This is a genomic window from Nocardioides sp. QY071, from assembly GCF_029961765.1.
Classification (GTDB): Bacteria; Actinomycetota; Actinomycetes; order Propionibacteriales; family Nocardioidaceae; genus Nocardioides.
Genome location: NZ_CP124681.1, coordinates 1126174 through 1150100 on the forward strand (window position 1 = coordinate 1126174; position 23927 = coordinate 1150100).

21 protein-coding genes are annotated in these 23927 nt (G+C 71.4%); 9 read left to right on the forward strand and 12 right to left on the reverse strand.

Annotation, left to right across the window (positions count from 1 at the left end; genetic code table 11):
- The first annotated feature begins 104 nt into the window (after positions 1–104).
- The 3 genes from QI633_RS05330 to QI633_RS05340 are packed head-to-tail and all read left to right on the forward strand — an operon-like array spanning position 105 to position 3267.
- Positions 105–1196 (forward strand): substrate-binding domain-containing protein, encoded by a 1092-nt coding sequence (locus QI633_RS05330; RefSeq protein ID WP_282428341.1) that lies wholly within the window; start codon positions 105–107, stop codon positions 1194–1196.
- Positions 1196–2017, forward strand: a complete 822-nt coding sequence (locus QI633_RS05335) for an ATP-binding cassette domain-containing protein (protein WP_141800085.1) — start codon at positions 1196–1198, stop codon at positions 2015–2017. The genes QI633_RS05330 and QI633_RS05335 overlap by 1 nt, the downstream gene beginning before the upstream one ends.
- Complete coding sequence (locus tag QI633_RS05340) at positions 2014–3267, forward strand: sugar ABC transporter permease (RefSeq protein ID WP_282428342.1); 1254 nt, start codon at positions 2014–2016, stop codon at positions 3265–3267. The genes QI633_RS05335 and QI633_RS05340 overlap by 4 nt, the downstream gene beginning before the upstream one ends.
- Here the strand turns inward: QI633_RS05340 and QI633_RS05345 are convergent.
- From QI633_RS05345 to QI633_RS05360, 4 genes are all read right to left on the reverse strand, one after another.
- Positions 3264–5831, reverse strand: a complete 2568-nt coding sequence (locus tag QI633_RS05345) for a bifunctional FO biosynthesis protein CofGH (RefSeq protein WP_282428343.1) — start codon at positions 5829–5831, stop codon at positions 3264–3266. The genes QI633_RS05340 and QI633_RS05345 overlap by 4 nt on opposite strands.
- A 285-nt stretch (positions 5832–6116) precedes the next feature.
- The gene (locus QI633_RS05350; protein WP_141800083.1) at positions 6117–8249 is read right to left on the reverse strand and encodes an MMPL family transporter; all 2133 of its coding nucleotides are present in this window, start codon (positions 8247–8249) and stop codon (positions 6117–6119) included.
- A gap of 200 nt (positions 8250–8449) precedes the next feature.
- Positions 8450–9598, reverse strand: a complete 1149-nt coding sequence (locus QI633_RS05355; RefSeq protein WP_282428344.1) for an acyl-CoA dehydrogenase family protein — start codon at positions 9596–9598, stop codon at positions 8450–8452.
- The gene (locus tag QI633_RS05360; RefSeq protein ID WP_141800081.1) at positions 9598–10635 is read right to left on the reverse strand and encodes an LLM class F420-dependent oxidoreductase; all 1038 of its coding nucleotides are present in this window, start codon (positions 10633–10635) and stop codon (positions 9598–9600) included. Before QI633_RS05360 ends, QI633_RS05355 begins: the two co-directional genes overlap by 1 nt.
- Before the next feature lie 153 nt (positions 10636–10788).
- Between QI633_RS05360 and npdG the strand changes: the two genes are divergently transcribed.
- Positions 10789–11493, forward strand: a complete 705-nt coding sequence (gene npdG / locus QI633_RS05365; protein ID WP_141800080.1) for an NADPH-dependent F420 reductase — start codon at positions 10789–10791, stop codon at positions 11491–11493.
- A 224-nt stretch (positions 11494–11717) separates the two neighbouring features.
- Here npdG and QI633_RS05370 read toward each other — a convergent pair whose 3' ends face one another.
- From QI633_RS05370 to QI633_RS05380, 3 genes are read right to left on the reverse strand one after another with little or no spacing between them, the layout of a single operon-like run.
- Positions 11718–12260, reverse strand: coding sequence for a YbaK/EbsC family protein (locus tag QI633_RS05370; protein ID WP_282428345.1), 543 nt, complete (start codon positions 12258–12260; stop codon positions 11718–11720).
- Positions 12257–12580 carry a hypothetical protein gene (locus QI633_RS05375; RefSeq protein ID WP_282428346.1) on the reverse strand — a complete coding sequence of 108 codons (324 nt, stop codon included), beginning with the start codon at positions 12578–12580 and terminating at the stop codon, positions 12257–12259. The genes QI633_RS05370 and QI633_RS05375 overlap by 4 nt, the downstream gene beginning before the upstream one ends.
- Positions 12577–13743 carry a PspC domain-containing protein gene (locus tag QI633_RS05380; protein WP_282428347.1) on the reverse strand — a complete coding sequence of 389 codons (1167 nt, stop codon included), beginning with the start codon at positions 13741–13743 and terminating at the stop codon, positions 12577–12579. The genes QI633_RS05375 and QI633_RS05380 overlap by 4 nt, the downstream gene beginning before the upstream one ends.
- A 144-nt stretch (positions 13744–13887) precedes the next feature.
- On the opposite strand from QI633_RS05380, the gene QI633_RS05385 reads away from it, so the two are divergent.
- The 5 genes from QI633_RS05385 to pcrA all read left to right on the forward strand — a co-directional run bounded on the left by QI633_RS05385 (position 13888) and on the right by pcrA (position 19678).
- Positions 13888–15177, forward strand: a complete 1290-nt coding sequence (locus QI633_RS05385; protein WP_141800076.1) for an ATP-binding protein — start codon at positions 13888–13890, stop codon at positions 15175–15177.
- The gene (locus QI633_RS05390; protein ID WP_141800075.1) at positions 15170–15829 is read left to right on the forward strand and encodes a response regulator transcription factor; all 660 of its coding nucleotides are present in this window, start codon (positions 15170–15172) and stop codon (positions 15827–15829) included. The genes QI633_RS05385 and QI633_RS05390 overlap by 8 nt, the downstream gene beginning before the upstream one ends.
- Positions 15826–16728 carry a M15 family metallopeptidase gene (locus QI633_RS05395; protein ID WP_282428348.1) on the forward strand — a complete coding sequence of 301 codons (903 nt, stop codon included), beginning with the start codon at positions 15826–15828 and terminating at the stop codon, positions 16726–16728. The genes QI633_RS05390 and QI633_RS05395 overlap by 4 nt, the downstream gene beginning before the upstream one ends.
- Before the next feature lie 32 nt (positions 16729–16760).
- The gene (locus QI633_RS05400; protein WP_141800074.1) at positions 16761–17120 is read left to right on the forward strand and encodes a hypothetical protein; all 360 of its coding nucleotides are present in this window, start codon (positions 16761–16763) and stop codon (positions 17118–17120) included.
- 116 nt (positions 17121–17236) lie between these two features.
- Positions 17237–19678, forward strand: a complete 2442-nt coding sequence (gene pcrA, locus QI633_RS05405) for a DNA helicase PcrA (RefSeq protein WP_282428349.1) — start codon at positions 17237–17239, stop codon at positions 19676–19678.
- On the opposite strand, the gene QI633_RS05410 is transcribed toward pcrA, so the two are convergent.
- The 5 genes from QI633_RS05410 to QI633_RS05430 all read right to left on the reverse strand — a co-directional run bounded on the left by QI633_RS05410 (position 19675) and on the right by QI633_RS05430 (position 23622).
- Positions 19675–20643: a hypothetical protein gene (locus QI633_RS05410; protein WP_282428350.1), complete on the reverse strand. Its 969-nt coding sequence runs from the start codon at positions 20641–20643 to the stop codon at positions 19675–19677. The two genes, pcrA and QI633_RS05410, sit on opposite strands and share 4 nt — an antisense overlap.
- On the reverse strand, positions 20640–21173 hold the full coding sequence (locus tag QI633_RS05415) for a hypothetical protein (RefSeq protein WP_141800071.1): 534 nt from the start codon (positions 21171–21173) through the stop codon (positions 20640–20642). Before QI633_RS05415 ends, QI633_RS05410 begins: the two co-directional genes overlap by 4 nt.
- A complete protein-coding gene (locus QI633_RS05420; RefSeq protein WP_282428351.1) occupies positions 21170–22063 on the reverse strand; it encodes a hypothetical protein in 894 nt (297 codons plus the stop codon). The genes QI633_RS05415 and QI633_RS05420 overlap by 4 nt, the downstream gene beginning before the upstream one ends.
- Entirely contained in the window at positions 22060–22395 is a 336-nt protein-coding gene (locus tag QI633_RS05425) for a hypothetical protein (RefSeq protein WP_141800069.1), read from the reverse strand. The genes QI633_RS05420 and QI633_RS05425 overlap by 4 nt, the downstream gene beginning before the upstream one ends.
- 120 nt (positions 22396–22515) lie before the next feature.
- Positions 22516–23622 (reverse strand): M23 family metallopeptidase, encoded by a 1107-nt coding sequence (locus QI633_RS05430; RefSeq protein WP_222117905.1) that lies wholly within the window; start codon positions 23620–23622, stop codon positions 22516–22518.
- Positions 23623–23927: the final 305 nt, after the last annotated feature.

Sequence of the window (23927 nt, forward strand, 5' to 3'; positions counted from 1 at the left end):
GCCCATCGAAGATCAGATATGACGAAGTTTGTGTTCAAGTCTTGACGTCTACGACGTGACGCACAACACTCGAACCACCGCTCAATGTCCGATCGAGGAGAGCCATGTCCACAACAGCCCGTCGAGTCGCCGCCGCCAGCGCGGCCCTGTTCCTCGGTGCCGTCGCGCTCAGCGCGTGCGGTGCCAATGACGCCGAGAAGGGCGGCAGCGACGGTGGCAAGGGAGGCACCATCGCGCTGCTCCTGCCGGAGTCGAAGACCACCCGCTACGAGGCCCACGACCGCCCGCTGTTCGAGGCGAAGGTCAAGGAGCTGTGCGGCGACTGCAAGGTGCTCTACTACAACGCCGACCAGGACGAGGCCAAGCAGGCTCAGCAGATGACGACCGCGCTCGACCAGGGTGCCGACGTCGTCGTGCTCGACCCGGTCAACGGCGAGGGCGCGACCGGCATGGTCGACGAGGCGAAGGGCCAGGACGTCCCGGTCGTCGCCTACGACCGGTTCATCGAGAACGCCGACTACTACATGTCCTTCGACAACGAGACGGTCGGCAAGATGCAGGCCCAGGCGCTCGTCGACGCGATGGGCGACAAGGGCGACATCCTCATGCTCAACGGTGCGCCGAGCGACCCGAACGCCGCGCAGTTCAAGGCCGGCGCGCACAGCGTGCTCGACGGCAGTGGCGTGAAGATCCTCGCCGAGTACGACAACCCGGACTGGAGCCCGGAGAACGCCCAGCAGTGGACGACCGACCAGCTCAACAAGTACGACCCGGCCAAGATCGGTGGCGTCTACGCCGCCAACGACGGCCAGGCCGGCGGCGTGATCGCCGCGCTGACCGACCACATCGCGGCCGACAAGCTGCCGCCGATCACCGGCCAGGACGCCGAGGTCGCCGCGATCCAGCGGATCCTCGCGGGTGAGCAGACGATGACGATCTACAAGCCGATCCCGATCGAGGCCGAGACCGCGGCCGAGGTGGCCGTCCTGCTCGCCCACGGCGACGACGTGCCCGCCACCACCGACACCGGCATCGCGCAGTCGACGTACAAGGACGTCAAGTCCTACATCTTCACGCCGATCGTGGTCACCAAGGACAACGTCGCCGACACCGTCATCGCCGACAAGTTCTACGAGGCCTCGGAGATCTGCACCGGCGAGTACGCGCAGGCCTGCACGGAGGCCGGCGTCTCCTGATGTCCGTCATCGAGAACGAGGTCGCGGTCAGGGACACGGGCGAGGTCGTCCTGTCCCTGACCGGGGTCAACAAGCGCTTCGGCGCCGTCCAGGCGCTCACCGACGTCGGCCTGACCGTCCGGGCCGGAGAGGTGGTCGCCCTCGTGGGCGACAACGGCGCGGGCAAGTCGACGCTGGTCAAGACCATCGCCGGCGTCTACCAGCCCGACGCCGGTGTCATCGAGTTCGCCGGGTCGCCGGTCACGGTCGCGGGCCCCGCGGGGGCCCAGCACCTCGGCATCGCCACGGTCTTCCAGGACCTCGCGCTGTGCGACAACCTCGACGTCGTCGCCAACCTGTTCCTCGGCAAGGAGCACCACCTCGGTCCGGTGATCAACGAGGTCACCATGGAGCGGGAGGCCTGGCGGCTGCTGCGCAGCCTCTCGGCGAAGATCCCGTCGGTGCGGATCCCGGTCGCCGGGCTCTCCGGCGGCCAGCGACAGACCGTCGCGATCGCGCGCTCCCTGGTCGGCAACCCCAAGGTGGTCATGCTCGACGAGCCGACCGCCGCGCTGGGCGTCGCCCAGACCGCCGAGGTGCTCAACCTCGTCGAGCGTCTGCGCGAGCAGGGCCTCGCCGTCATCCTGATCAGCCACAACATGGCCGACGTGCAGGCGGTGTCCGACCGGATCGTCGTGCTCCGCCTGGGCCGCAACGCCGCGGAGTTCCGCACCGAGGAGGCGACCACCGACCAGCTGGTCGCCGCCATCACCGGTGCATCCGACAATGTCGTCGCCCAGCGCGCCGCGCGCCGCGCCGGACACCCTGAGGGGGAGCAGTGACCGACCAGCTCACCGACAAGCCCGCGTCCGCCGTCGACGCGGCCGACGAGCGGCTGGTCCGCGTCGTCTCGCCCAGCGACTACCTGCGCCACCTCGTCGGCCGCCTGCGTGGCGGCGACCTCGGCATGCTGCCCGTCGTCCTCGGCCTGGTCGCGATCTGCGTGTTCTTCTACAGCCAGGAGCCCACGTTCCTGTCCTCGCGCAGCCTGGTCACCATGACGCTGTACGCCGCGCCGCTCGGCGTCATCGCGCTCGGCATCGTGCTCGTGCTGCTGCTCGGCGAGATCGACCTCAGCGTCGGCACGGTCTCGGGCTTCACGTCCGCGACCACGGCGGTCATGTTCGTCAGCCACGGGCAGTCCCTGGCCCTGTCGATCCTCGCCGCGATCGCGCTCGGCGCCCTCATCGGCGCCGGGTACGCCGTGCTCTTCGTCTGGGTCGGCGTCCCCAGCTTCGTGTTCACGCTGGCCGGCCTGCTCGCGTTCGAGGGCGCCCTCTACTGGGTCCTCGGCGACCAGGGCACGATCAACCTGCCCCGTGACTCCGGGCTGCCGGAGTTCACCCGGCAGAAGTTCCTCTCCGACGGGCAGGGCTACGCCCTCGTCGCGGTCGTGGTCGCGGTCTACGTCGGCTCGCGGCTGTGGAGCATCCGGCAGAAGCGCGCCGCCGGGCTCACCCCTCCCAACCTGCTCGGCGTGATCATCAAGGGCGCGGCCCTGGCAGTCGGCCTCGGCTGGCTGACCTACTACCTCGGCATCGACCGGGGCTGGGGCTACCTGCCGGTTCTCTTCGCGGGCCTGGTCGTGCTCATGGACCTGCTGCTGCGGCGTACCCGCTGGGGTCGCTACGTCTATGCCGTCGGCGGCAACGAGGAGGCTGCCCGCCGGGCCGGCATCCGCGTGGGCCTGGTCTACGGCTCGGTGTTCGTGCTCTGCTCGACCTTCGCCGCCCTCGGCGGCGTGCTCGTCGCGGGCCAGCTCACGACGGTCTCCCAGTCCAGCGGTACGACGGACACCAACCTCACCGCCATCGCCGCCGCTGTCATCGGCGGCACCAGCCTCTTCGGCGGCCGCGGGTCGGCGTACTCCGCCCTGCTCGGCATCCTCGTCCTGCAGGCGATCCGCACCGGCCTCAACCTGATGAACGTCGACTCCGACGTCCGCCTGATCGTCACCGGCGCGGTGCTGCTGCTCGCGGTCGCTATCGACTCCGTCGCCCGGCGCGCCCGCTCCAGCAGCGGTAGAGGCTAGCCGGCTGCGCGGGCGCCGGGCTCACCGTAGAGCGTGGTGCGCTCGCGCACCGGCCGGTCGATGCCGGCACCGATCTCGGTGAGCTCCTCGACGGTCTTGGCGGAGCCGTGCTCGGAGCCGGCCATGCGGGAGATGGTCTCCTCCATCAGGGTGCCGCCGAGGTCGTTGGCGCCGGCGTTCAGCATGGCGCGGGTGCCGTCGACGCCGAGCTTGACCCAGGAGGTCTGGATGTTGGAGATCCGGCCGTGCAGCAGGATCCGGGCCATGGCGTGCACGGCGAGGTTGTCGCGCAGCGTCGGTCCGGGGCGGGCGACGCCGGCGAGGTAGATCGGCGCGGAGGTGTGCACGAAGGGGAGCGGCACGAACTCGGTGAACCCGCTCGAGCCGTTCTCGCGCGCGGTGTCCTGCACCCCCTTGAGGACGTTGAGGTGGCCGACCCAGTGGCGCGGGTTGTCGACGTGGCCGTACATCATCGTGGACGTCGTCGGCAGGCCGATGCGGTGCGCGGTCGAGACGATCTCGATCCACGTGCGCGCCGGGAGCTTGCCCTTGGTGAGCACCCAGCGGACCTCGTCGTCGAGGATCTCCGCGGCGGTGCCCGGCAGGGACCCGAGGCCGGACTCGCGGGCCTTGATCAGGAAGTCCTCGATGGACAGGCCGGTGCGGGCGGTGCCGTTGACGATCTCCATCGGGGAGAACGCGTGGACGTGCATGTCGGGGACGCGTTGCTTCACCGCGGCGGCGATGTCGAAGTACGCCGACGCCGGCAGCTCGGGGTCGATGCCGCCCTGCATGCAGACCTCGGTGGCGCCGAGGTCCCAGGCCTCCTGGGCGCGGTCGGCGACCTCGGCGTACGACAGGGAGTAGGCGTCCGCGTCCGTGCGACGCTGCGCGAACGCGCAGAACCGGCACCCGACGTAGCAGACGTTGGTGAAGTTGATGTTCCTGTTGACGACGTAGGTGACCTCGTCGCCGACGGTCTGCTTGCGCAGGTCGTCGGCGAGTCGGACCACCTCGCGCAGCAGGTCACCCTCGGCGGTCATCAGCGTCAGTGCGTGCTCGTCGGACAGGTTGCCCGGATCGGCCTCCGCGGCGGCCATCGCCTCGCGGCCCTCGGAGTGCAGGACGGCCGGCGCGCCATCGATCAGCCCGGTGTGTGCGGCCGCCTCGCCGACCGCGGCCCAGTCGCCGTAGACCGACCCGAAGTCCGAACGGCGGTCGTCGGTGCGGCCGTCCGTGTCGACCGCGGAATGCAGGTCGGTCCGACCGGCCGACTCGAAGCCGCCGTCGGGCTCCTGCCAGGGCAGGCCGGTGGGCCTGACCTCGGGGATCGCCAGACCGTCCGGGCCGGCGAGCGCGGCGACATGGGCGTGCAGGCGCGGGTCGATCCAGGCCTCGCCGCGCTGCAGCGACCCGACGACGTACTCCGGGTGCACCGTGAGCCGCGCGCGCAGCTCGAACCCGCAGGTCGCGGTGATCGAGCGCAGCCGGTCGAGCGAGGGCCAGGGTCGCTCGGGGTTCACGTGGTCGGGCGTGAGCGGCGAGACGCCGCCCCAGTCGTCGACGCCGGCGTCGAGCAGCGCCCGGCACTCCTCGAGGTCGACCAGGTTCGGGGGCGCCTGGATCCGGGCCTTGGGACCGAGCACGAGCCGGGTGACGGCGATCGCGGCGCGGTACTCGGCGAGGTCGAGGTCGTCGACGTGGCGCATCGCCGTGTCGGGCTTGGCCCGGAAGTTCTGGACGATGACCTCCTGCACGGCGCCGTAGGCCCGCGAGGTCGCGCGCAGCGCGAAGATCGTCTCGGCCCGCTCGGTCAGGGTCTCGCCGATCCCGACCAGCAGGCCGGTGGTGAACGGGATGCCGTGGCGCCCGGCGTCCTCGAGCACCCGGAGCCGGACCTCGGGGTCCTTGTCGGGCGAGCCGTAGTGCGCCAGGCCCTTGGTCTCGAACAGCCGCCTCGAGGTGGTCTCGAGCATCATCCCCATCGACGGGGACACCGGCTTGAGCCGGTTGAGCTCTTCCCACGACATCACGCCGGGGTTGAGGTGCGGGAGCAGCCCGGTCTCCTCGAGCACCCGGATCGCCATCGCCCGGATGTAGGCCAGCGTCGAGTCGTAGCCCTGCTCGTCGAGCCACGCCTGCGCCTCGGGCCAGCGGTCCTCGGGCCGGTCGCCGAGGGTGAACAGCGCCTCGAGGCAGCCCAGCTCGGCGCCCTGGCGGGCGATGTCGAGGATCTCGTCCGGCGACAGGTACGGCGCCCGCCCCTCGCGTGCAGCCTGGGCCGGGGTCTCCACGAACGTGCAGTAGTGGCACCGGTCGCGGCACAGCTTGGTGATCGGGATGAACACCTTGGGCGAGTACGTGACCACGCCCGTGCCGTCCACGACACGACCCGCGGCGACCAGGCCTGCGTCGCGGACCTTCGCCGCGGCCGCGCACAACCGGTCGAGGTCCTCGCCGGTCGCGGCGAGCAGGGCGGTCGTCTCCGCGACGTCGAGCGCGGCACCGCGCTCGGCACGGGCCAACGCACGCCGGATCTGCTGGGGGGTGGGGCCATCCGTCATGACGCCCTCAGGCTACCGGGCACGGTCGCGGACGCGTGCGGAGGCCGAGGCGCGGACGCCCGTCGTACGACGTCCGGCTCAGCGGAGCCTCTCAGCTCGCGATCTTCGCCGTCAGCTTTGCGACCCGCGCGACGAAGGTGCCGTGGTAGGAGCCCGGGAGGCTCCAGGTGACCACCGTGCCGCGGCCGCTCGGCTCCGCCGTGGAGGACCCCTCGCTCCCACAGGCCGCCCGTTCGGCCCGTGGGAGCGTCGTAGGGAACGCGTCCGACGCGGGGTTGGACCCGGTCAGACGCCCGCCGGCATCCGGTCCGGCTCGGTCGCCGGCGGCTCGACCGCCGGTGCGCCCCGGTCGAGCCTGCTCGGCCACCAGATCTTCCCGCCCAGGTCCAGGTTGAGGGCCGTCACCAGGACCGAGCGGACGATCATCGTGTCGAGCAGGACACCGAGGGCGACCGTGGTGCCGAGCTGCAGGGTGAAGGTCATCGGCATCGTGGCGAGCATCGCGAAGGTCGCGGCCAGCACGAGCCCGGCCGAGGTGATCACGCCGCCGGTCGAGGACAGCGCGATCAGCGACCCGCGCCGGGTCCCGTGGGTCGCTGCCTCCTCGCGCACCCGGGTCATCAAGAAGATGTTGTAGTCGATGCCCAGGGCGACCAGGAAGACGAACGCGAACAGGGGGAAGCCCGGATCGGTGTGCTCGCGGCCGTAGAGCAGGTCGAAGACCAGGCCGGAGATGCCGAGGGCGGCGCCGAAGGACAGGATCACGGTCCCGATGAGGAGGACCGGCGACAGGATCGACCTCAGCAGCCCCGCCAGGATCAGCAGCACGGCGCCGAGCACGATCGGGATGATCACCTTGTTGTCGCGTGCCGACGCATCCATGATGTCGATCGACACCGCGGTCATGCCGGTGGTCAGCGCGTCCGCGTCGGGCACCCCGTGGACGGCGCTGCGGACGTCCTCGACCGCCGCGGTCGCCGAGTCGGAGTAGGGGTCGCTCGTGAGGTCGGCGACGATCAGGGCGATCCCGTCCTTCTCCGCGACCGCGACCGGCGCGGAGATGCCCTCGACCTTCGACATCGCGGCGACCACGTCGTCGGCGCGGTCGGCGTTCGCCACCACCTGGATCGGCGTGCTCGCGTCGACCAGGCCGTGCTCGACGAGGATCGTCTGACCGATCACGGAGTCCTGGTCCTTGGTGTACTGCTCGTCGCTCGGGATGCCGCCCGTGTCGAGGCGCAGGAAGCCCAGGCACAGGAGGCCGAGCACGGCCGCCGTACCGATCCAGACCAGACGGGGCCGCGGGGCGATGCCCTTGCCGACCTTCGCCCACAGGCCCGAGGCCGTCGGCTCGGTGCTGCCGAAGTGGGGGACGAACGGCCAGAACACCCAGCGCCCGCAGATCACCAGCAGCGCCGGCAGCAGGGTGACCATCACGACGAAGGTGACCGCGATGCCGACGGCGTTGGCGGGGCCCATGCCGGCGGTCGAGTTGAGGTCGGCGAACATCAGGCAGAGCAGACCGACCACGACGGTCGCCGAGCTGGCCAGGATGGCGGGAGCGGCCCGGTGCAGGGCGAACGCCATAGCCTCGTGCCGGTCCTCGTGGCGTCGCAGCTCCTCGCGGTAGCGGGCGACCAGCAGCAGGGCGTAGTCGGTGCCGGCGCCGATCACGAGCACCGTGAGGATGAACTGGGTCTGCCCGTTGACGGTGAGGCTGGTGTTCTTGGCGAGGAAGTAGAGCACGCCCATCGAGGCCCCGAGCCCGACCACGGCGGTGATGATCGGCAACAGCCACAGGATCGGGCTGCGGTAGGTGACGAGCAGGATGAGGACGACGACGCCGAGGGTGATCAGCAGCAGGTTGCTGTCGCCCGAGGAGAAGATGGTCGCGGCGTCGGCGCTCTGGCCGCCGGCTCCTGCGAGGTAGGACCTCACCCCGTCGATCGCGATGATCTTGTCGATCTTCGGCTTGAGGTCCGGCAGCACCTCCCAGAGCTCGTCGCCGTAGTTGACGGTGAACTCGAGCTTGGCGACCTTGCCGTCCGCGGACACGAACGGCGCGGGTACGCCGGCCGCTTGCGCGGCCTGGGGGGTGACGACGTCACTGACGCCGTCGAGCTTGCCGATCTCCCCACCCTGGGTCTCGATGGCGGCGAGGTCGGCGTCGGTGAGGCCCGACGCGCGGTAGTAGACGACGGTCGTGCCGACGTCGTAGGGGTCCTGGAACGCCTCGAGCTTCTCGAAGGCCTTGGTCGACTCGGCGCTCTCGGGCAGCCAGGACTCGGTCTCGTTGTTCTGGACGTCCACGAGCTTCCCGGCGAAGGAGGCCAGGCCGCCGGCGATCACGATGACCGCGACGAGGACGATCCACTTGGTGACGGGGCCGGTCAGCTTGCCGGCGATCTGACGGTGCATGGCGTTCACACTTCCAGTGAGCGGGGACATCGGCATCGGGGATTCCTCCGGACCGACCCTGAGATCGCCCCTGATTCATCGCGGGACGGGAACTCTTTGCCTTGAGCCCTTTCGGGCTCCTCCGGAAGTCTGCGCCGACCACCAGACACACGACGACCCCGAAATGTGACATTCCGGGGTCGTCGGGCGAGCGGGAGGGGTCAGAGGCCGAGGAAGCGCCCGATGATCTCCTTCTGGATCTCGGTGGTGCCGCCGTAGATGGTCTGGATCCGGGTGTCGGCGTACGCCTTGGCGATGGGGTACTCCAGCATGTAGCCGTAGCCGCCGTGCATCTGCACGCCCTGGTCGACGATCTTCTTCTGCAGCTCGGTGGTCCACCACTTGGCCATCGAGGCGAGCGCGGTGTCGACCTCGCCCTTGTTGAGCTGCTCGATGCAGTGGTTGACGAACACCCGGGCGATGTAGGCCTCGGTGGCCATCTCGGCCAGCGTGAAGCGGGTGTTCTGGAACTTGGCGATCGGCTTGCCGAACGCCTCGCGGGTCTTCACGTAGTCGAGGGTCAGGTCGAGGACGTGCTCGATCGCGGCGATCGCGATCGTGGCGATCGAGACCCGCTCCTGGGGCAGGTTCTGCATCAGGTAGATGAAGCCCTGGCCCTCCTCGCCGAGCAGGTTGGCCTTGGGCACCTCGACGTTGTCGAAGCTGAGCTCCGCGGTGTCCTGGGCCTTGAGGCCGAGCTTGTCGAGGTTGGTGCCGCGGGTGAAGCCCGGCATGCCCTCCTCGACGACGAGCAGGCTGATGCCGTGGGCGCCGGCCTCCGGGTTGGTCTTCGCGACCACGATGACCAGGTCGGAGAGGATGCCGTTGCTGATGAACGTCTTCGACCCGTTGAGGACGTAGTGGTCGCCCTTGTCGACCGCGGTGGTGCGGATTCCCTGCAGGTCCGAGCCCGCACCGGGCTCGGTCATCGCGATCGCGGTGACCGTCTCGCCGGTCACGGTGCCGGGCAGCCAGCGCTGCTTCTGCTCGTCGTTCGCGATGGCGACGAGGTACGGCACGATGATGTCGGTGTGGACGGCGAAGCCGGGGCCGCTGGCGCCGGCACGGGCACACTCCTCGGCCACGATCGCGTTGTAGCGGAAGTCCTTGATGCCGGGACCGCCGTACTCCTCGGGCACCTCGAAGCTGAGGATCCCGGCCTCGCCGGCCTTGCGCCACACCTCGCGGCTGACGATGCCGTCCTTCTCCCACTGTGCGTGGAAGGGGACGACCTCGCGCTCCATGAAGGCACGGACCGTCCTGCGGAAGTCCTCGTGCTCGGTCTCGTAGATGCTGGGACGCTCGGGCATCAGCTCACCCACTCCTTGATCTGTGCGATGGTGCCGGCCGGGTCGTCCGAGGCCGGCGAGACGGACAGGTTCGTCACGCCCGACTCCTTGAAAGCCGCGATCCGCTCCTGGACGTACGACGCCGGGCCGACCAGGTTGCCGGCCTCGAGCCACTCGAGCGGGACGAGCGCCTCGGCCTCCTTCTTCTTGCCCGACAGGTAGAGGTCCTGGATCTCCTTGGCCTCCTTCTCGAAGCCGTACTCGCAGGCCAGCTGGTTGTAGAAGTTCTTGTCGCGTGCGCCCATGCCGCCGACGTACAGCGCATAGAGGGGGCGCATGAAGTCGAGCAGCGCCTTGGTCTCGGGGCCCTCGCCGATGGCGACCATGCCGCCGGCGCAGATCTCCAGTGGAGCCAGGTCCGCCGAGCGCTTGGCGGCGCCTCGCGCCAGCGGGTCGCCCCACACCTCCGTGGCCTTCTCGGGGTAGTAGAGGAAGGGCAGCCAGCCGTCGGCGACCTCGGCGGTCATCGCGACGTTCTTGTCGCCCAGGGCCGCGACCCAGATCGGCAGGTCGGCGCGCTCGGGCCGGTTGAGCAGCTTGAGCGGCTTGCCCAGGCCGAGGCCCTGGCCCTCGGGCAGGGGGACCTGGATCGTCTTGCCCTGGAAGTCGAGCCGCTCGCCGCGCAGGCCGGCGCGGAGCACCTCGATCACCTCGCGGGTGCGGGTCAACGGGCGGTCGTAGGGGAGGCCGTGGAAGCCCTCGATCACCTGCGGGCCGGACGCGCCGAGGCCGAGCACCGCCCGACCGCCCGACACGTTGTCGAGACCGGCGGCGGTCTGCAGCAGGGCGCCCGGGGTGCGGGAGTAGACGTTGAGGATGCCGGCACCGATCTCGACCGTCTCGGTCTTCGCGGCGAGGTAGCCCATCAGGGTGGGGGCATCGAAGCCGTACGGCTCGGCGACCCAGATGGTGTCCAGTCCGGCCTTCTCCAGAGCGACGACCTGGTCGGCCGACTCGCGCGGGTTCCCCGCATAGACGAGGGGCATCGACAGCTTCATGAACGCATCCCTTCCGGCCTCTCGGCCACGGTGACGAGTGCCGGTGTTCCGTCACCGACAGCACAACTGTGACAGTAATACTGTCACAATGTCCATGGTTGCCGTCGGTGAGACGGGCACCAGCCGCCCGTCGCGCGCGTGATAGGAGGAAGCGTGACTTCTGAGACCTCCCCCAACCGCTACACCGTCGCCGTCATCGGCGGCACCGGCCCGCAGGGCAAGGGCCTGGGCTACCGCTTCGCGCGCCACGGCCACGACATCGTGCTCGGCTCCCGTGCCGCCGAGAAGGCCGAGGCCGTCGCCGCCGAGGTGACCTCCCGGCTCACGGCTCTCGAGGGCGCGGGCACGGCCCGCGGCGCCGCCAACGCCGACGCGATCGCCGCCGCCGACGTCGTCCTCCTCGCGGTGCCGTACGACGGCCACGACGAGCTCGTCGCCTCCCTCGCCGAGGGCGGTGCCCTCGACGGCAAGACCGTCATCTCCTGCGTCAACCCGCTCGCCTTCGACAAGCGCGGCGCTCACGGCCGCGTCATCAACAACGGCGAGGGCTCGGCCGCCGAGTCCGCTGCCGAGATCGTGCCCGGCGCGGTCGTGGTCGGTGCCTTCCACAACGTCGCTGCTCCCGCGCTGTGGGGCGAGGACGAGTTCCTCGACGAGGACGTGATCGTCGTCGGCGACACCCTCGAGGGCAAGCAGGTCGCCATCGACCTCGCCGCGTCCGTGACCGGCCGCCCCGGCATCGACGGCGGCAAGCTCCGCCTCGCCCGCGTCCTCGAGCCCTTCACCGCGGTCCTGATTTCGATCAACCGCAAGTACAAGACCCACTCGGGCATCCGGGTCACCGGGCTCGACCACTGACGCGCTGCGGCACTTGTAACTAAGGGTTACAGCGCGAATTCCGATGCAACAGCGCCCGGGTAGTAGCAGGAGCACCCGGGTAGATGGGCGCGCGCCTCTGCGACCGACCCGACGTCGGCTCGTCGGTGTCGAGCCCGCGCGTACGGGACTACCCGGGCGTTGTTGCTACTACCTCGGTGCTCTGACACCCAAAAGGGCGACGTAACACGTAGTTACAAGGGCGCTCAGCGAGCCAGATCCTCCACGACCTCGGCGCCGGGGGCTTGTGCGAGCAGGTCCCCGGGGACGAGGAGCTTGGAGCGGCGCAGGCCGGAGCCGATCACGGCCCACTCCATCTCCGGGACCCGGCCGTCGACGAGCAGCCGCCACCCGGCCGGCAGCCCGACCGGAGTGATGCCGCCGTACTCCATCCCGGACTCGGCCACCGCCCGCTCCAGCGGCAGGAACGACGGCTTGCGCACGTCGAGCAGCCGCTTGACCGTGTGGTTGACGTCGGCGCGGGTGTCGGCGCGGACCAGGCACGCGGCGATCCGCTCCTCGCCCTCCCGCTTGCCGGCGACCAGGACGCAGTTGGCGCCGGACGTCATCGGCAGGTCGTACGCCGCGCTCATCGCGGCCGTGTCGGCGTGCTCGGGATCGATCTCCACGACCGCGATCCGCTCGGCACCCGGCCACGCGGCGAGGGCCGCGGCGACCGGCGGAGCGACCAGGTCAGGGTGCTCGAGCGCCACGAGCGAGGTCAGCCCGGTCAGCTGGGGGAGCGTCACTGCCAGCCCCGCATCTGGTGCCCGTCCCAGCCGTTCTGGTCCCAGCCCTGGTCGTGGTGGCGGCCCCGCAGGACCGAGGCGAGCAGGCCGGCGATGCCGGCGGCGAGCCAGGGCAGGCCCATGATCCAGCCGTTGTCCTCGATCTGCACGGTGTCGCTGGCGGCCAGCGCCCACACGATCACCAGGCCGGTGAACGCGACGCCCATGACCAGGTGGCCGGTGTTGACCCGGTGCCACCCGGTCGTGCGTCGGCGGTCGTCGCCGTCGGCGGGCCGCTCCTCACGGGGGAGTTCGGTGGTGTGCTCGTCGTAGCCGTTCATGCTGCGCTCCGGAACTCGATCTGGCCGAGGTCGAGGTCGGCGTCGATGGTGAGGGTGGGGTCGCCGTCGACGATGCCGTTGTCGCCGCGGAAGTCGTCACTGGTCGTCTTGCCGAACATGGCGATCTCGCCGGCGTCGATGGTGCCCCGGGCCTCCACGTTGAGGCCCTCCTCCGGCACGATCACCAAGATGTGTCCGACGCCGAGCTCGAGGTCGAGGGTGTGCCCGTCGAGGTTCTCGAGATCGCGGATGTCGGTCAGGTCGATCCGGAGCTCGCCCACCCCCAGGTCGTACGACGGCGCGAGGTCCGAGGCCTGCTGCAGCACCGGCCGCTCCTGCCCGATCTCCATGCTGTCGGCCACCGTGGTGACCGCCGTGGCACCGGCGGCGAGCAGGCCGACCAGGATCAGGCCACCGGCCCGGCCGTAGAACGCGCCGACAAGCAGCATCACGCCGGTGACGCCCAGCACCGTCGCGGGGTACGCCGACGGGGTGATGTCGACGCCGGCGAGCTGCAGCGTGGCGAGGGTGCCGAGGCCCAGCGCGGCCAGGCCCAGCGTGAACGGGAACAGCAGCGGTCCGCGCTTGCGCGGGTCGACCGGACGCCGGTAGGCCGGCGCCGGGGTGCGGTACGCCGAGTAGGTCGCGCCGGGAGCTCCGGGCTCCGTCGGCGGCGGGGGAGGGCCGGCCGGGGTGCCGCGCAGCCACGGGTGCGTCGGCCCGCCCGGCTTGACGGCGTTCTTGCCGGCGAGGACCACGATCACGATCAGGCCGACCACGAGCAGCGGCCACGGGAAGTCGGACCCGCCGACCGTGTCGCTGATGACCGAGGCGACCGCGACCACGCCGCCGATGATCAGCGCGGCGGTGCGGATGCCCTCGTCGACGCGGATGACCGTGTCCTCGGTGCCCTCCTCGGGAACGAAGAGCCAGCACACGGCGTACAGGATCAGGCCGCCACCGCCGAAGAAGGTCAGGATCACGAACGCGATGCGCACCAGCAGTGGGTCGATGTCGAGGTGTCGCGCGATCCCCGCGGCGACGCCGGCGACCTTGCGGTCGTCGCGGCTGCGGCGGAGCCGGGCGAGGTCGCGGACCTCGTCGCGGGTGACCCGGGGTCCCTCGCGGTGAGGCTCGTTCTCGGTGTCGGTCGGTGCGTTCATGTCAACCAGCATGTTGGCACGAGACGGTCCGGACCATCGGGGACAGCCCTGATCCGCACCGGTGTCCCCGGGGCCGGGATCAGGGTCGGGTCAGGGTCCTTCCCCCTGCTGGCGCGCGAGGGGCTGTGTGACGATGGATCCATCATGAGCACGACTGCGCCCCTGCCCGCACCGCCGGCGCCGCCCCGCGACGTACGACGGGCCTGGCGCGACCTGCGCGAGCCCATGATCGGCGGCGTGGCCGCCGGCCTCGCCGTCCACCTCGGCGTGTCCGTGCTCCTCGTGCGCGCCGCCTTCGTGATCGCGACGGTGATCGGCGGCTCCGGGGTCATGGCGTATGCCGCCCTGTGGATCCTGCTCCCGGCCGGCCCGCCCCCGACGTACCTCGCGCCCGGCCTGGCCGGCGCGAGCCGCGACGGCCGCCGGCCCGGTCGCCGTGGCCGCCGGCTCTCCGACGTCGGACCGGTGATCACGCTGGCCGTGCTCGGCATCGGGGCGGTGTTCACGGTCGAGGCGCTGCTCGGCACCGGGTGGTGGATCTGGCCGGTCGGCATCGCCGTCGTCGGTGTCGCGCTGCTGTGGCGGCAGGCCGACGAGGCGCAGCGCGAGCGCTGGCTCGACGCCACCGGCAAGGCCGACCCGGTGCGGCTCGTGGTCGGTGGCGGCGGCTGGGCCGCGTGGGCGCGGATCGGCGCGGGCGTCGTCCTCGTCGTCGTGGCGCTCGTCCTGTTCACCCTGCGGGACGGCTCGCTGACGGTGGCCCGCGACGCGACGCTGGCGATCGTGCTCGCCTTCTTCGGCGTCGCGATCGTGCTCGGGCCCTTCGTCTACCGGCTGATGTCCGACCTGACCGACGAGCGCGCCGAACGGGTGCGCACCCAGGAGCGCGCCGACGTCGCGGCCCACCTCCACGACTCGGTGCTGCAGACCCTCGCCCTGATCCAGAAGAACCCCGCCGACGCGGCCCGGCTCGCCCGGGCCCAGGAGCGCGACCTGCGGGCCTGGCTGTACGCCGGGGAGTCGCTCGACGAGGCCACCGTCGCCAGCGCGCTGCGGGCCGCGGCCGCCGAGATCGAGGACGCGTACGGCGTCGCGGTCGACGTGGTGGCCGTCGGCGACTGCGACTACGACGAATCCGCCCGCCCGATCGTCCAGGCCGCCCGCGAGGCGACCACCAACGCCGCCAAGCACGCGGGCGTCCCGCGCGTCGACGTCTACGCCGAGATCACCCCGGCGGGCATCGACGTGTTCGTCCGCGACCGTGGCGCCGGGTTCGACCCGAACGCGACCCCGGAGGACCGGCTCGGCGTACGACGCAGCATCATCGACCGCATGGAGCGCCACGGCGGCCGGGCCGAGATCCGTTCCGCGCCCGGCGAGGGCACCGAGGTCCGCCTGCACCTCGACCACACCCCGAAGGAGAACCATGAGTGACCCGGTGCGCGTGGTCGTCGTCGACGACCACGCCATGTTCCGCCGCGGCGTCAGCGCCGAGCTCGGTGCCACGGGCGCCGGCCGGGTCGAGGTCGTGGCCGAGGCCGCCGACGTCGACGAGGCGGTCGCTGCGGTGCAGGCGCACCGGCCCGACGTCGTCCTCCTCGACGTGCACCTGCCCGGCGGCGGTGGCGTCGAGGTGATCCGCCGGGTCAAGGACGGTGATGTCCGGTTCCTCGCCCTGTCGGTCTCCGACGCGGCCGAGGACGTCATCGGCACGGTCCGCGGCGGCGCCCGCGGCTACGTCACCAAGACCATCACCGGTCCCGAGCTGGTCGACGCGATCACCCGGGTCTCCGAGGGCGACGCGGTGTTCTCCCCGCGGCTGGCGGGCTTCGTGCTCGACGCCTTCGCCGGCGCCGGGCTCTCCGCCGACCTCGCGAGCGTCGACGAGGACCTCGACCGCCTGACCGAGCGCGAGCGCGAGGTGATGCGGCTGATCGCCCGCGGCTACTCCTACAAGGAGGTCGCCAAGGAGCTGTTCATCTCGATCAAGACCGTCGAGACCCACATGTCCTCGGTGCTGCGCAAGCTCCAGCTCTCCTCGCGCCACGAGCTGACCCGCTGGGCCTCGGACCGGCGGCTGCTGTGAGGCCGGTCGCCGCGCTGCTCGCGGCGACCCTGCTGCTCGCCGGCTGCTCCGGTGGTACGATGACCGCGCCGACCGGCGGCGATCCGAGGACCGATCCGAGGACCGGTCCCAGCACCGGTCCCAGCACCGGTCCCAGCACTGGTTCGAGCACCCTGGCGCCGGCCGCCACCGACGCGCCGAGCCCCGCTCCGGCGTACTCCACCTGGCAGCTGGGCGTCCACGTGCTGCCCCGCACCGCCCAGGGGTTCGGGGAGATCCGCCCGACGCCGAGGGCGCTGCGGGTGCGCCGCTACCCGACGACCGACCTGCTCCCGCCGCCGGCCGACGGGCGGTTCCACTCCAGCGTCGGCCCGGTCACCGGCGCGGTCCGGCAGCGGATGGGGGAGACCTGGTCGCCCGCGTGCCCGGTCGCGCTCGCGGACCTGGCCTACCTCACCGTCTCCTTCCGCGGCTTCGACGGCCTGGCCCACACCGGCGAGCTGGTCCTCGCCGCCGAGGAGGCCGACGACGTCGTCTCGGTGTTCCGGGCCCTGTTCGCGGCCGGGTACCCGATCGAGGAGATGCGGCTCCCGACGACCGCCGACCTCGACGCCCCACCCACCGGGGACGGCAACGACACCGCGGCGCTGGTCTGCCGGGCGGCGCGCGGTCAGACGACCTGGTCCGCGCACGCCTACGGTCTCGCGATCGACGTCAACCCGTTCCTCAACCCCTACAGCAAGGGCGACGTGGTGCTCCCCGAGCGCGCGTCGGCGTACCTCGACCGGACCCGGACCCAACCCGGCATCGTCCATGCGGGCGACCTGGTGGTCCGCGAGTTCGCCCGGATCGGCTGGTCGTGGGGCGGTTCGTGGAGCTCGCTGAAGGACTACCAGCACTTCACGGCGACGGGTCGCTGATACCGGGCGCCCGGCTGGATAGGGTGCGGGGCATGGAGACCCTGCGCCTGATCCTGCTCATCCTCCACATCCTGGGCTTCTCGGCCCTGATCGGTGGGCTGCTGGCGCAGGCCGGTCCGGGTGACAAGAAGGTCACCGGCGTCATGCGTGACGGCATCGGTACGGCGTTCCTCGCCGGCCTGCTGCTCGTCGGCGTCCTCGAGGGCGGCGACGACCCGGTCAACCACGCCAAGGTGGGCGTGAAGCTCGCCATCGGCCTGGTGCTCCTGGTGCTGGTGATGGTCAACATGCGCAAGGCGAAGATCCCCAACGGGCTGTGGGCCGGGCTGCTCGTGCTCGCCGTCGCCGAGGTCTGCATCGCCGTGCTCTGGTCGCCCGTCCACAGCAGCTGACCGTTCGCCGAGCCCCCTACGATTTGGTCGTGATTCGGCCGAACTCGCAACCAATCCGCATGGGGTGCGACTCCGCCCGGCCAGACGTCGGCGGGGCGCCGTAGGCTGGTCGGAGCATGACTGAGACCACCGCCGCGCCGTCCGCACTCACCGCCGAGTCCCTGCTCGAGGGGCTCAACGAACCGCAACGCGCGGCCGTCGAGCACGAGGGCTCGCCGCTGCTCGTCGTCGCCGGCGCGGGCTCCGGCAAGACCCGGGTGCTGACCCGGCGGATCGCCTGGACCATCGCCGTACGCAAGGCGCACCCCGGCTCGATCCTCGCGATCACCTTCACCAACAAGGCCGCCGCCGAGATGAAGGACCGGGTCGCCGACCTGATCGGCAACCGCGCCCGGATCATGTGGGTGAGCACCTTCCACTCGGCCTGCGTGCGGATCCTGCGCAAGGAGGTCGAGCACCTCGGCTACGAGCGGCTGAAGTCGAACTTCTCGATCTACGACACCGCCGACCAGAAGCGGCTGATCCAGCTGGTCTGCGCCGACCTCGAGCTCGACCCGCGCCGCTACCAGCCCGGGCCGGTGCTGCACTGGATCAGCAACCAGAAGAACGAGCTGCGCGAGCCCGACGAGGTCGCCGCCGAGGCCCGCAACTCGATCGACGAGACCTACGCCGCGGCGTACACGTCCTACCAGCGGCGCCTGCGCGAGGCGAACGCGATGGACTTCGACGACCTGATCATGGAGACGGTCCGGCTGTTCCAGCTCAAGCCGGAGATCCGCGAGACCTACCGGCGCCGGTTCCGGCACATCCTGGTCGACGAGTACCAGGACACCAACCACGCCCAGTACGCCCTCATCCACCAGCTGTGCGGCCAGGACCTCGAGGAGCACGACCCCACGACCCTCGACGGGCTGCCGGCCCACCGGGTGCCGCCGTCCGAGCTGATGGTCGTCGGTGACGCGGACCAGTCGATCTACGCCTTCCGGGGCGCCGACATCCGCAACATCATGGACTTCGAGAAGGACTTCCCCGACGCCGAGACGGTCCTGCTCGAGCAGAACTACCGCTCCACGCAGACCATCCTCACCGCCGCCAACGCGGTCATCGAGCGCAACGAGAGCCGCAAGCCCAAGCGGCTGTGGTCCGATGCCGGCGACGGGGAGAAGATCGTCGGGTACGTCGCCGACGACGAGCACGACGAGGCCCGGTTCGTCTCCGGCGAGATCGACAAGCTCACCGACGGCGGGCTGCGCCCCTCCGACGTCGCGGTGTTCTACCGCACCAACGCGCAGTCGCGGGTGTTCGAGGAGATCTTCGTCCGCACCGGGATGCCCTACAAGGTCGTCGGCGGGACCCGCTTCTACGACCGCAAGGAGATCCGCGACGCGCTGGCCTACCTGCGGGTGCTGGTCAACCCCGACGACCAGGTCTCGCTGCGCCGCATCGTCAACACCCCGCGCCGCGGCATCGGCCAGCGCGCCGAGGCCGCGATCGGCGCCTTCGCCGAGCGCGAGCGGATCACCTACTGGGAGGCGCTGCAGCGCGCCGACGAGGCGCCCGGCCTGGCCACCCGCAGCCAGACCAGCATCGAGTCGTTCGTGAGGCTGCTGCAGGAGCTGCAGCAGATGGTCGAGGCCCGCGAGCGGCCCGACGTGATCCTGGAGACCGTCCTCGACCGGTCCGGCTACCTCGTCAGCCTCGAGAACTCCGACGACATGCAGGACGAGACCCGGCTCGAGTACCTCGCCGAGCTGGTCGCCGTCGCCCGCGAGTTCGCCGAGGACCCCGTCGCCGGCCCCTCGGCCGACCCGTCCGACGTCGACGCCGGCATCCTCGAGCCGGGCCTGGCCGACTTCCTGGAGCGGGTCGCGCTGGTCGCCGACGCCGACCAGATCCCCGATGCCCCGGACGACGACCCGGACGCCCCGGAGGACCAGGGCGTGGTCACGCTGATGACCCTGCACACCGCCAAGGGCCTGGAGTTCCCGGTCGTGTTCCTCACCGGCATGGAGGACGGCGTCTTCCCGCACTCCCGCGCGCTGGGCGACCGCCCCGAGCTGGAGGAGGAGCGCCGGCTGGCCTATGTCGGCATCACCCGCGCCCGCCAGCGGCTCTACGTCTCCCGGGCCATGGTCCGCTCGGCCTGGGGCGCGCCCGCCATGAACCCGGGGTCCCGGTTCCTCGGCGAGCTCCCGATCGACCTCGTCGACTGGCGCCGGACCGAGGCCGACCAGACCCGCTGGTCCCGGCCGTCGTACGACAGCGGCCGGTCGGGTGGCTCCGACGACTACGCCGGCAACAGGTTCGGCACTCCGACCGCCGCCGGCCGCCGCAACTTCAGCTCCGCGGCCGCCCGCGCCGACGCCGCCGCCAAGTCGAAGCCCGCCCGTGCGATCCCGGTGCTGGCGCCCGGCGACAAGGTCACCCATGACTCGTTCGGCCTCGGCACCGTGGTGTCGGTCGAGGGGGCCGCGGAGAAGTCGGTCGCCTCGATCGACTTCGGCTCCGAGGGCGTCAAGCGGCTGCTGCTGCGCTACGCGCCGGTCGAGAAGCTCTAACCGCCCGGCCCGGACAGCGGCACGGTGGTCGTCCAGGTCACCGACGCGGTGTCCGGGCCGGAGCCGGCGACCTTGGTGCCCTGGACGGTGCGCACCAGGCTGAGCCCGGTGGCCGGTCCCTCGGCGACCGCGCGGGCGACGAGCGTGGTCAGGCGCGCATCGACGACCTCGCTCGTGGACGCGGCGGCGCCGGTCAGCTCCGAGGCGTCGGTGATCGCCGAGGTCGTGTAGCGCGACCCGTGGCGGGTGAACCCGTCGACCCGGGTCTCGGCCTGGGCGACGGTCCAGCCGGTGTCCGACCAGCCGTGTCCGGGCAGGTACGGCACCGTCGTCACTGTCCAGGTGCACGCCACCTGCGTCCGGCCGCCGGCGACGTCGCCTCCGCCGCAGTCGCCCGAGACCGGCTCGGCCGGGTCGGCGAGAGCGTCGGCGAGCTCGCCGGTCACCTCGCCGCTGCCGGTGTCGACCCGAGCGGTGACGCCGTCGAAGTCGACGGTGAGGACCGGGTCCGCGCCGCTGGGCAGCGCGACGTGGACGATGCCGCTGGTGCGGGTGTCGGCCGGGGTCTTCGTCGTGGAGGCGACGTCGCCGAGCCGGTAGGTCTCGTCATCGGCCGACAGGGTGAGGGTGGTGCGCGGGCCGTCGTCCTCGGCCATCACCGAGCGGGTGAACGGCGAGAGCCCTGCACCGGGCTCGAAGTGCCAGTCCACCGCGACCCAGTCGCCGCCGTCGGGAGCCGCGTGCTCCTGGCCGTCGGCCGCGTCCTCGGCGCTGACGGCATCGGTCGGCTTGCCGAGCGTGATCCTGACCCGTCCCGAGGGCAGCTGCACCACGTGCTCGACCCCCGACAGGTCGCCCGTGCGGCCCTGCACGACGTCGCCGATGGCGGCGTCGTCGGCGGCGCCGGTGCAGCCGCTCAGGACCAGTGCAGCGCCGGCCACGACGGCCGCGGCCGTGCGCCTCACCGGGTCCAGCGCTCGCGCTTGTAGTCGGCGAGCACCTGCAGCCAGCCACCCACCATGTCGTTGGCCGCCACGGTCAGAGCCGCCCCGAGGCCGTCGCCGCCGAGCTGGGCGGCGGTGCCGGGCCGGAGGCGTACGGCGAAGTGCCGCATGCCGATCGACGACACCTCGACGGCCCCGCCGGCCGCCGTACCGCTGACGTGGGCGTGCTCGGTCGCGTCCTCGAGGTTGTCGCGCATTCGGCGCAGGGTCGTCGGGTCGGGCTGGAGGTGCACCTCCATCAGCCGGTAGTACTCCCGGGTCCGGGCGACGAACAGCTGGCGGGCCAGCCGCTCGAGGGCCCGCTCCAGGTCGGCGTCGGCCTGGTGGGTGCTGGCCTCGGAGACGACGACGCGGACCTGGTACCAGCCGGTCAGCTCGGCGCGCAGCCGTCCCTGGTCGGCCTCGGCCGAGACGTGCATGCGGTCGACGGCCCGGCCGAACGGGCTGATGTGTCCCTCGGTCTGCGGCAGGTACTGCAGGTTGCCGGTCATCCGTCCCAGCCTCCCAGACCGCCGGGTCCCTGGGCGAAGCCGGTGGGCTTGAACTTGAAGCGCGGGTAGACGTCCTCGGCGAAGTGGGTCTGGTCGATGTCCTGGTGGACCGCGGCGGCGAAGTCGCGCAGTCCGTTGCTGATCTCCTGCTGCCGGGTGCGCACGTGCTCCTCGACCTTGCCGACGGCCGAGTAGAAGTCGTCCATGATGTCCTCGGGGGAGTCGCCACCGAACGGGAGGGCGGTGGCGGCAGCGCCGGAGCTGGCCGCGCCGGAGGCCACGGCGATGGTGATCGCGACGGTTGCCGCGGTGCCGGTGCCGGCGGTCAGGACGGTGACCGCGACGGTGCCGACCGCGGCGAGCACCGTCAGTGCGAACGCGCCGGACGCGCCGCCCCTGCCGTCGGCCGCCTCGAGCGCCGAGAGAGTCTTGTTGCCGATGTCGAGGATCGAGTCCTTCGCGAACGCGTAGAGCTCCTTCTGCGCCTCGACGGCCGCGGCGAGCACCGAGATCCCGGTGAAGTTCGAGTCGGCGACGTACGGCAGCTGAGCGTTGTAGTTGTCGTTGAAGTCGATCGCCGCGTCACCGGTCCAGTTCAGGACGTCGGGGTTGATCCGGGCCATGTTGGCGAAGGCCTGGTTGGGGGTGACCACTCCGGTGTCGAGCACGTCCGAGCTGCCCTGACCCGGCACCGCCACGCTGTTGAGCGCGGTCGACAGCGAGGTCCGGCTGCCGTCGAGCGTGCCGACCGGCAGGTCGTCGTAGTGGCTGAACGACGGGCCGATGTCGGCGTACGAACCGCCGATGGTGACGTAGCCGGGCGGGGTGCCGTCGATCAGCTCCGAGGCCTTGGCGCCGACCTGGCAGCCGATGTCGTAGCACGAGGTCATTCGAGGGTTCCTCCCGCGGCCACGTAGGCCGCCTTGATGTCCGCGTCGGTCTTGGCGAAGTCGCGCGCGGTGGTCACCAGCGCGGCCGACACGTCGTCGAGGACGTCTCCCGACCGCTTCGTCGAGGCCGTCATCGCCTCGATCAGCGAGTCGAACTGGGTCTGCGGGCAGTTCTGGGCGAACGGCCCGTCGTTGACGAACATCCCGCTCGTCGAGATCCCCGACAGCGCCGTACTGGCGCCGGTGAACGCGTCCGCGATGGCCGGGAGCTCGACCAGTCCGGCCTTCTCCAGCTCCTCGAGGCTCGCGCCCATGTCCTGCTTCGTGCCCACGTGGCCCCCTCGTCGATGTGCTGGCGAGGACCTACCCGGTCCTCATGCAGCGAAACGGCGAGGACTGACCGGATCGGGTGAGGACGGGCGCGACAGCGGGAGCGAAGCGACCGCGAGTAACTACGGCGTGACGCCGTGCTGCCGCAGCGCGGCGTCCGGGTCGACCGGGTCGCCGCCGCCGGGGCGGACCTCGAGGTGGAGGTGCGGGCCGGTGACGTGGCCGGTGCTGCCGACGTACCCGATGATCTCGCCGGCCCGGACGGTGTCGCCGGCGGAGACGTTGAAGGAGGTCTGGTGGCAGAACCAGAGCTCGGTGCCGTCCTCGAGGGTGACGACGGTCTTGTTGCCGTAGGCGCCGTCGAACTGGGCGGAGGTGACCGTGCCGTTGGCGACGGCGCGGATCGGGGTGCCCGGAGGGGCCGCGAAGTCGAGGCCGGTGTGGTAGTTCGACCAGAGGCCGTACTCGCCGAAGGTCGCGGTCAGGCGGTAGCTGTCGAGCGGCAGCACCCACTTGTTGAGCGCGATCTCGGTGGCTTCCTTCTGGGCCTTCGCGGTCAGGTCGCTGAGCGCGGTGGTGCGCTCGGCGGCCGAGCGCTCGGCCGCCTTGACCAGGTCGGAGTCGTCGGCGCCTTGGGCGAGGGCGTCGCGGTCGGAGTCGCGGCTCACGGTGCCGGTGCGGGTGCCGACGGCGGCGGAGCCGAACGAGCCGGTCAGGGCGTTGGGGGAGGTGAGCCGGTCACCGGCGGAGGCCAGCTGCGGGTCGGCGGAGGTGACGACGCCACCGACCGCGATCGCGATCGTGGCGACACCCACGGCGACGGGCAGGGTGGGCAGGCCGCGGAAGAGCGGGCCGGGGGAGCCGGCGTGCTTGACCGCACGGCGCTTGCCGGCCGGCGCGACCGCACGCAGCGTGGTCGAGGAGTCCGACAGGCCGTCGGCGAGAGGGATGTCGCGCAGGGCGGGCAGCTCGACCGTCGGCATCCGGTCGAGGGCGCGGGCCGGAGTGACGGCCTCGGCGGCCAGGGTCGGCTCGACGACGGGCTGGGTCGGCTCGACGAGCGGCTGGGCGGCGGGCCGGGCGACGCGCTTGCCGACGTACGTCGACGGGGTCTCCTCGGACGCGACCCGGCCGGCCACGCGCTTTCCGACGTACGACGATCCGGCGGAGGGGGAGCCGAGAGTCGAGTCCGGACGCGGCGCGCTGTGGTCCGCTCGGTGGTTACCCATCGACTGCTGACTCCTTGGGGGGACGATCGTGCAGGCGCGCTTCGCCCCTGGTGCCCAGCTCCTGGCGTCCCGAGTGACGGCTCCGGCCGAGGTGGCCGTCTGGTGACAGCCGGGTGAAACGTGCGTGCCGACCTTAGCCGATGCCGGCACGGCCCTGAAATCGTAGGTCCCGCTCCTGGGGACAGTCAGGCGAACGCCGAAACCCGCCGATCGCGTGAGTCCGGTCACGTCGGGTCCAGCCAGCGGTTCCCGGACTCGTCCTACTCGTGGGTCAGGACTATCGTGCCCGGGGGTGTGCCGCTGTG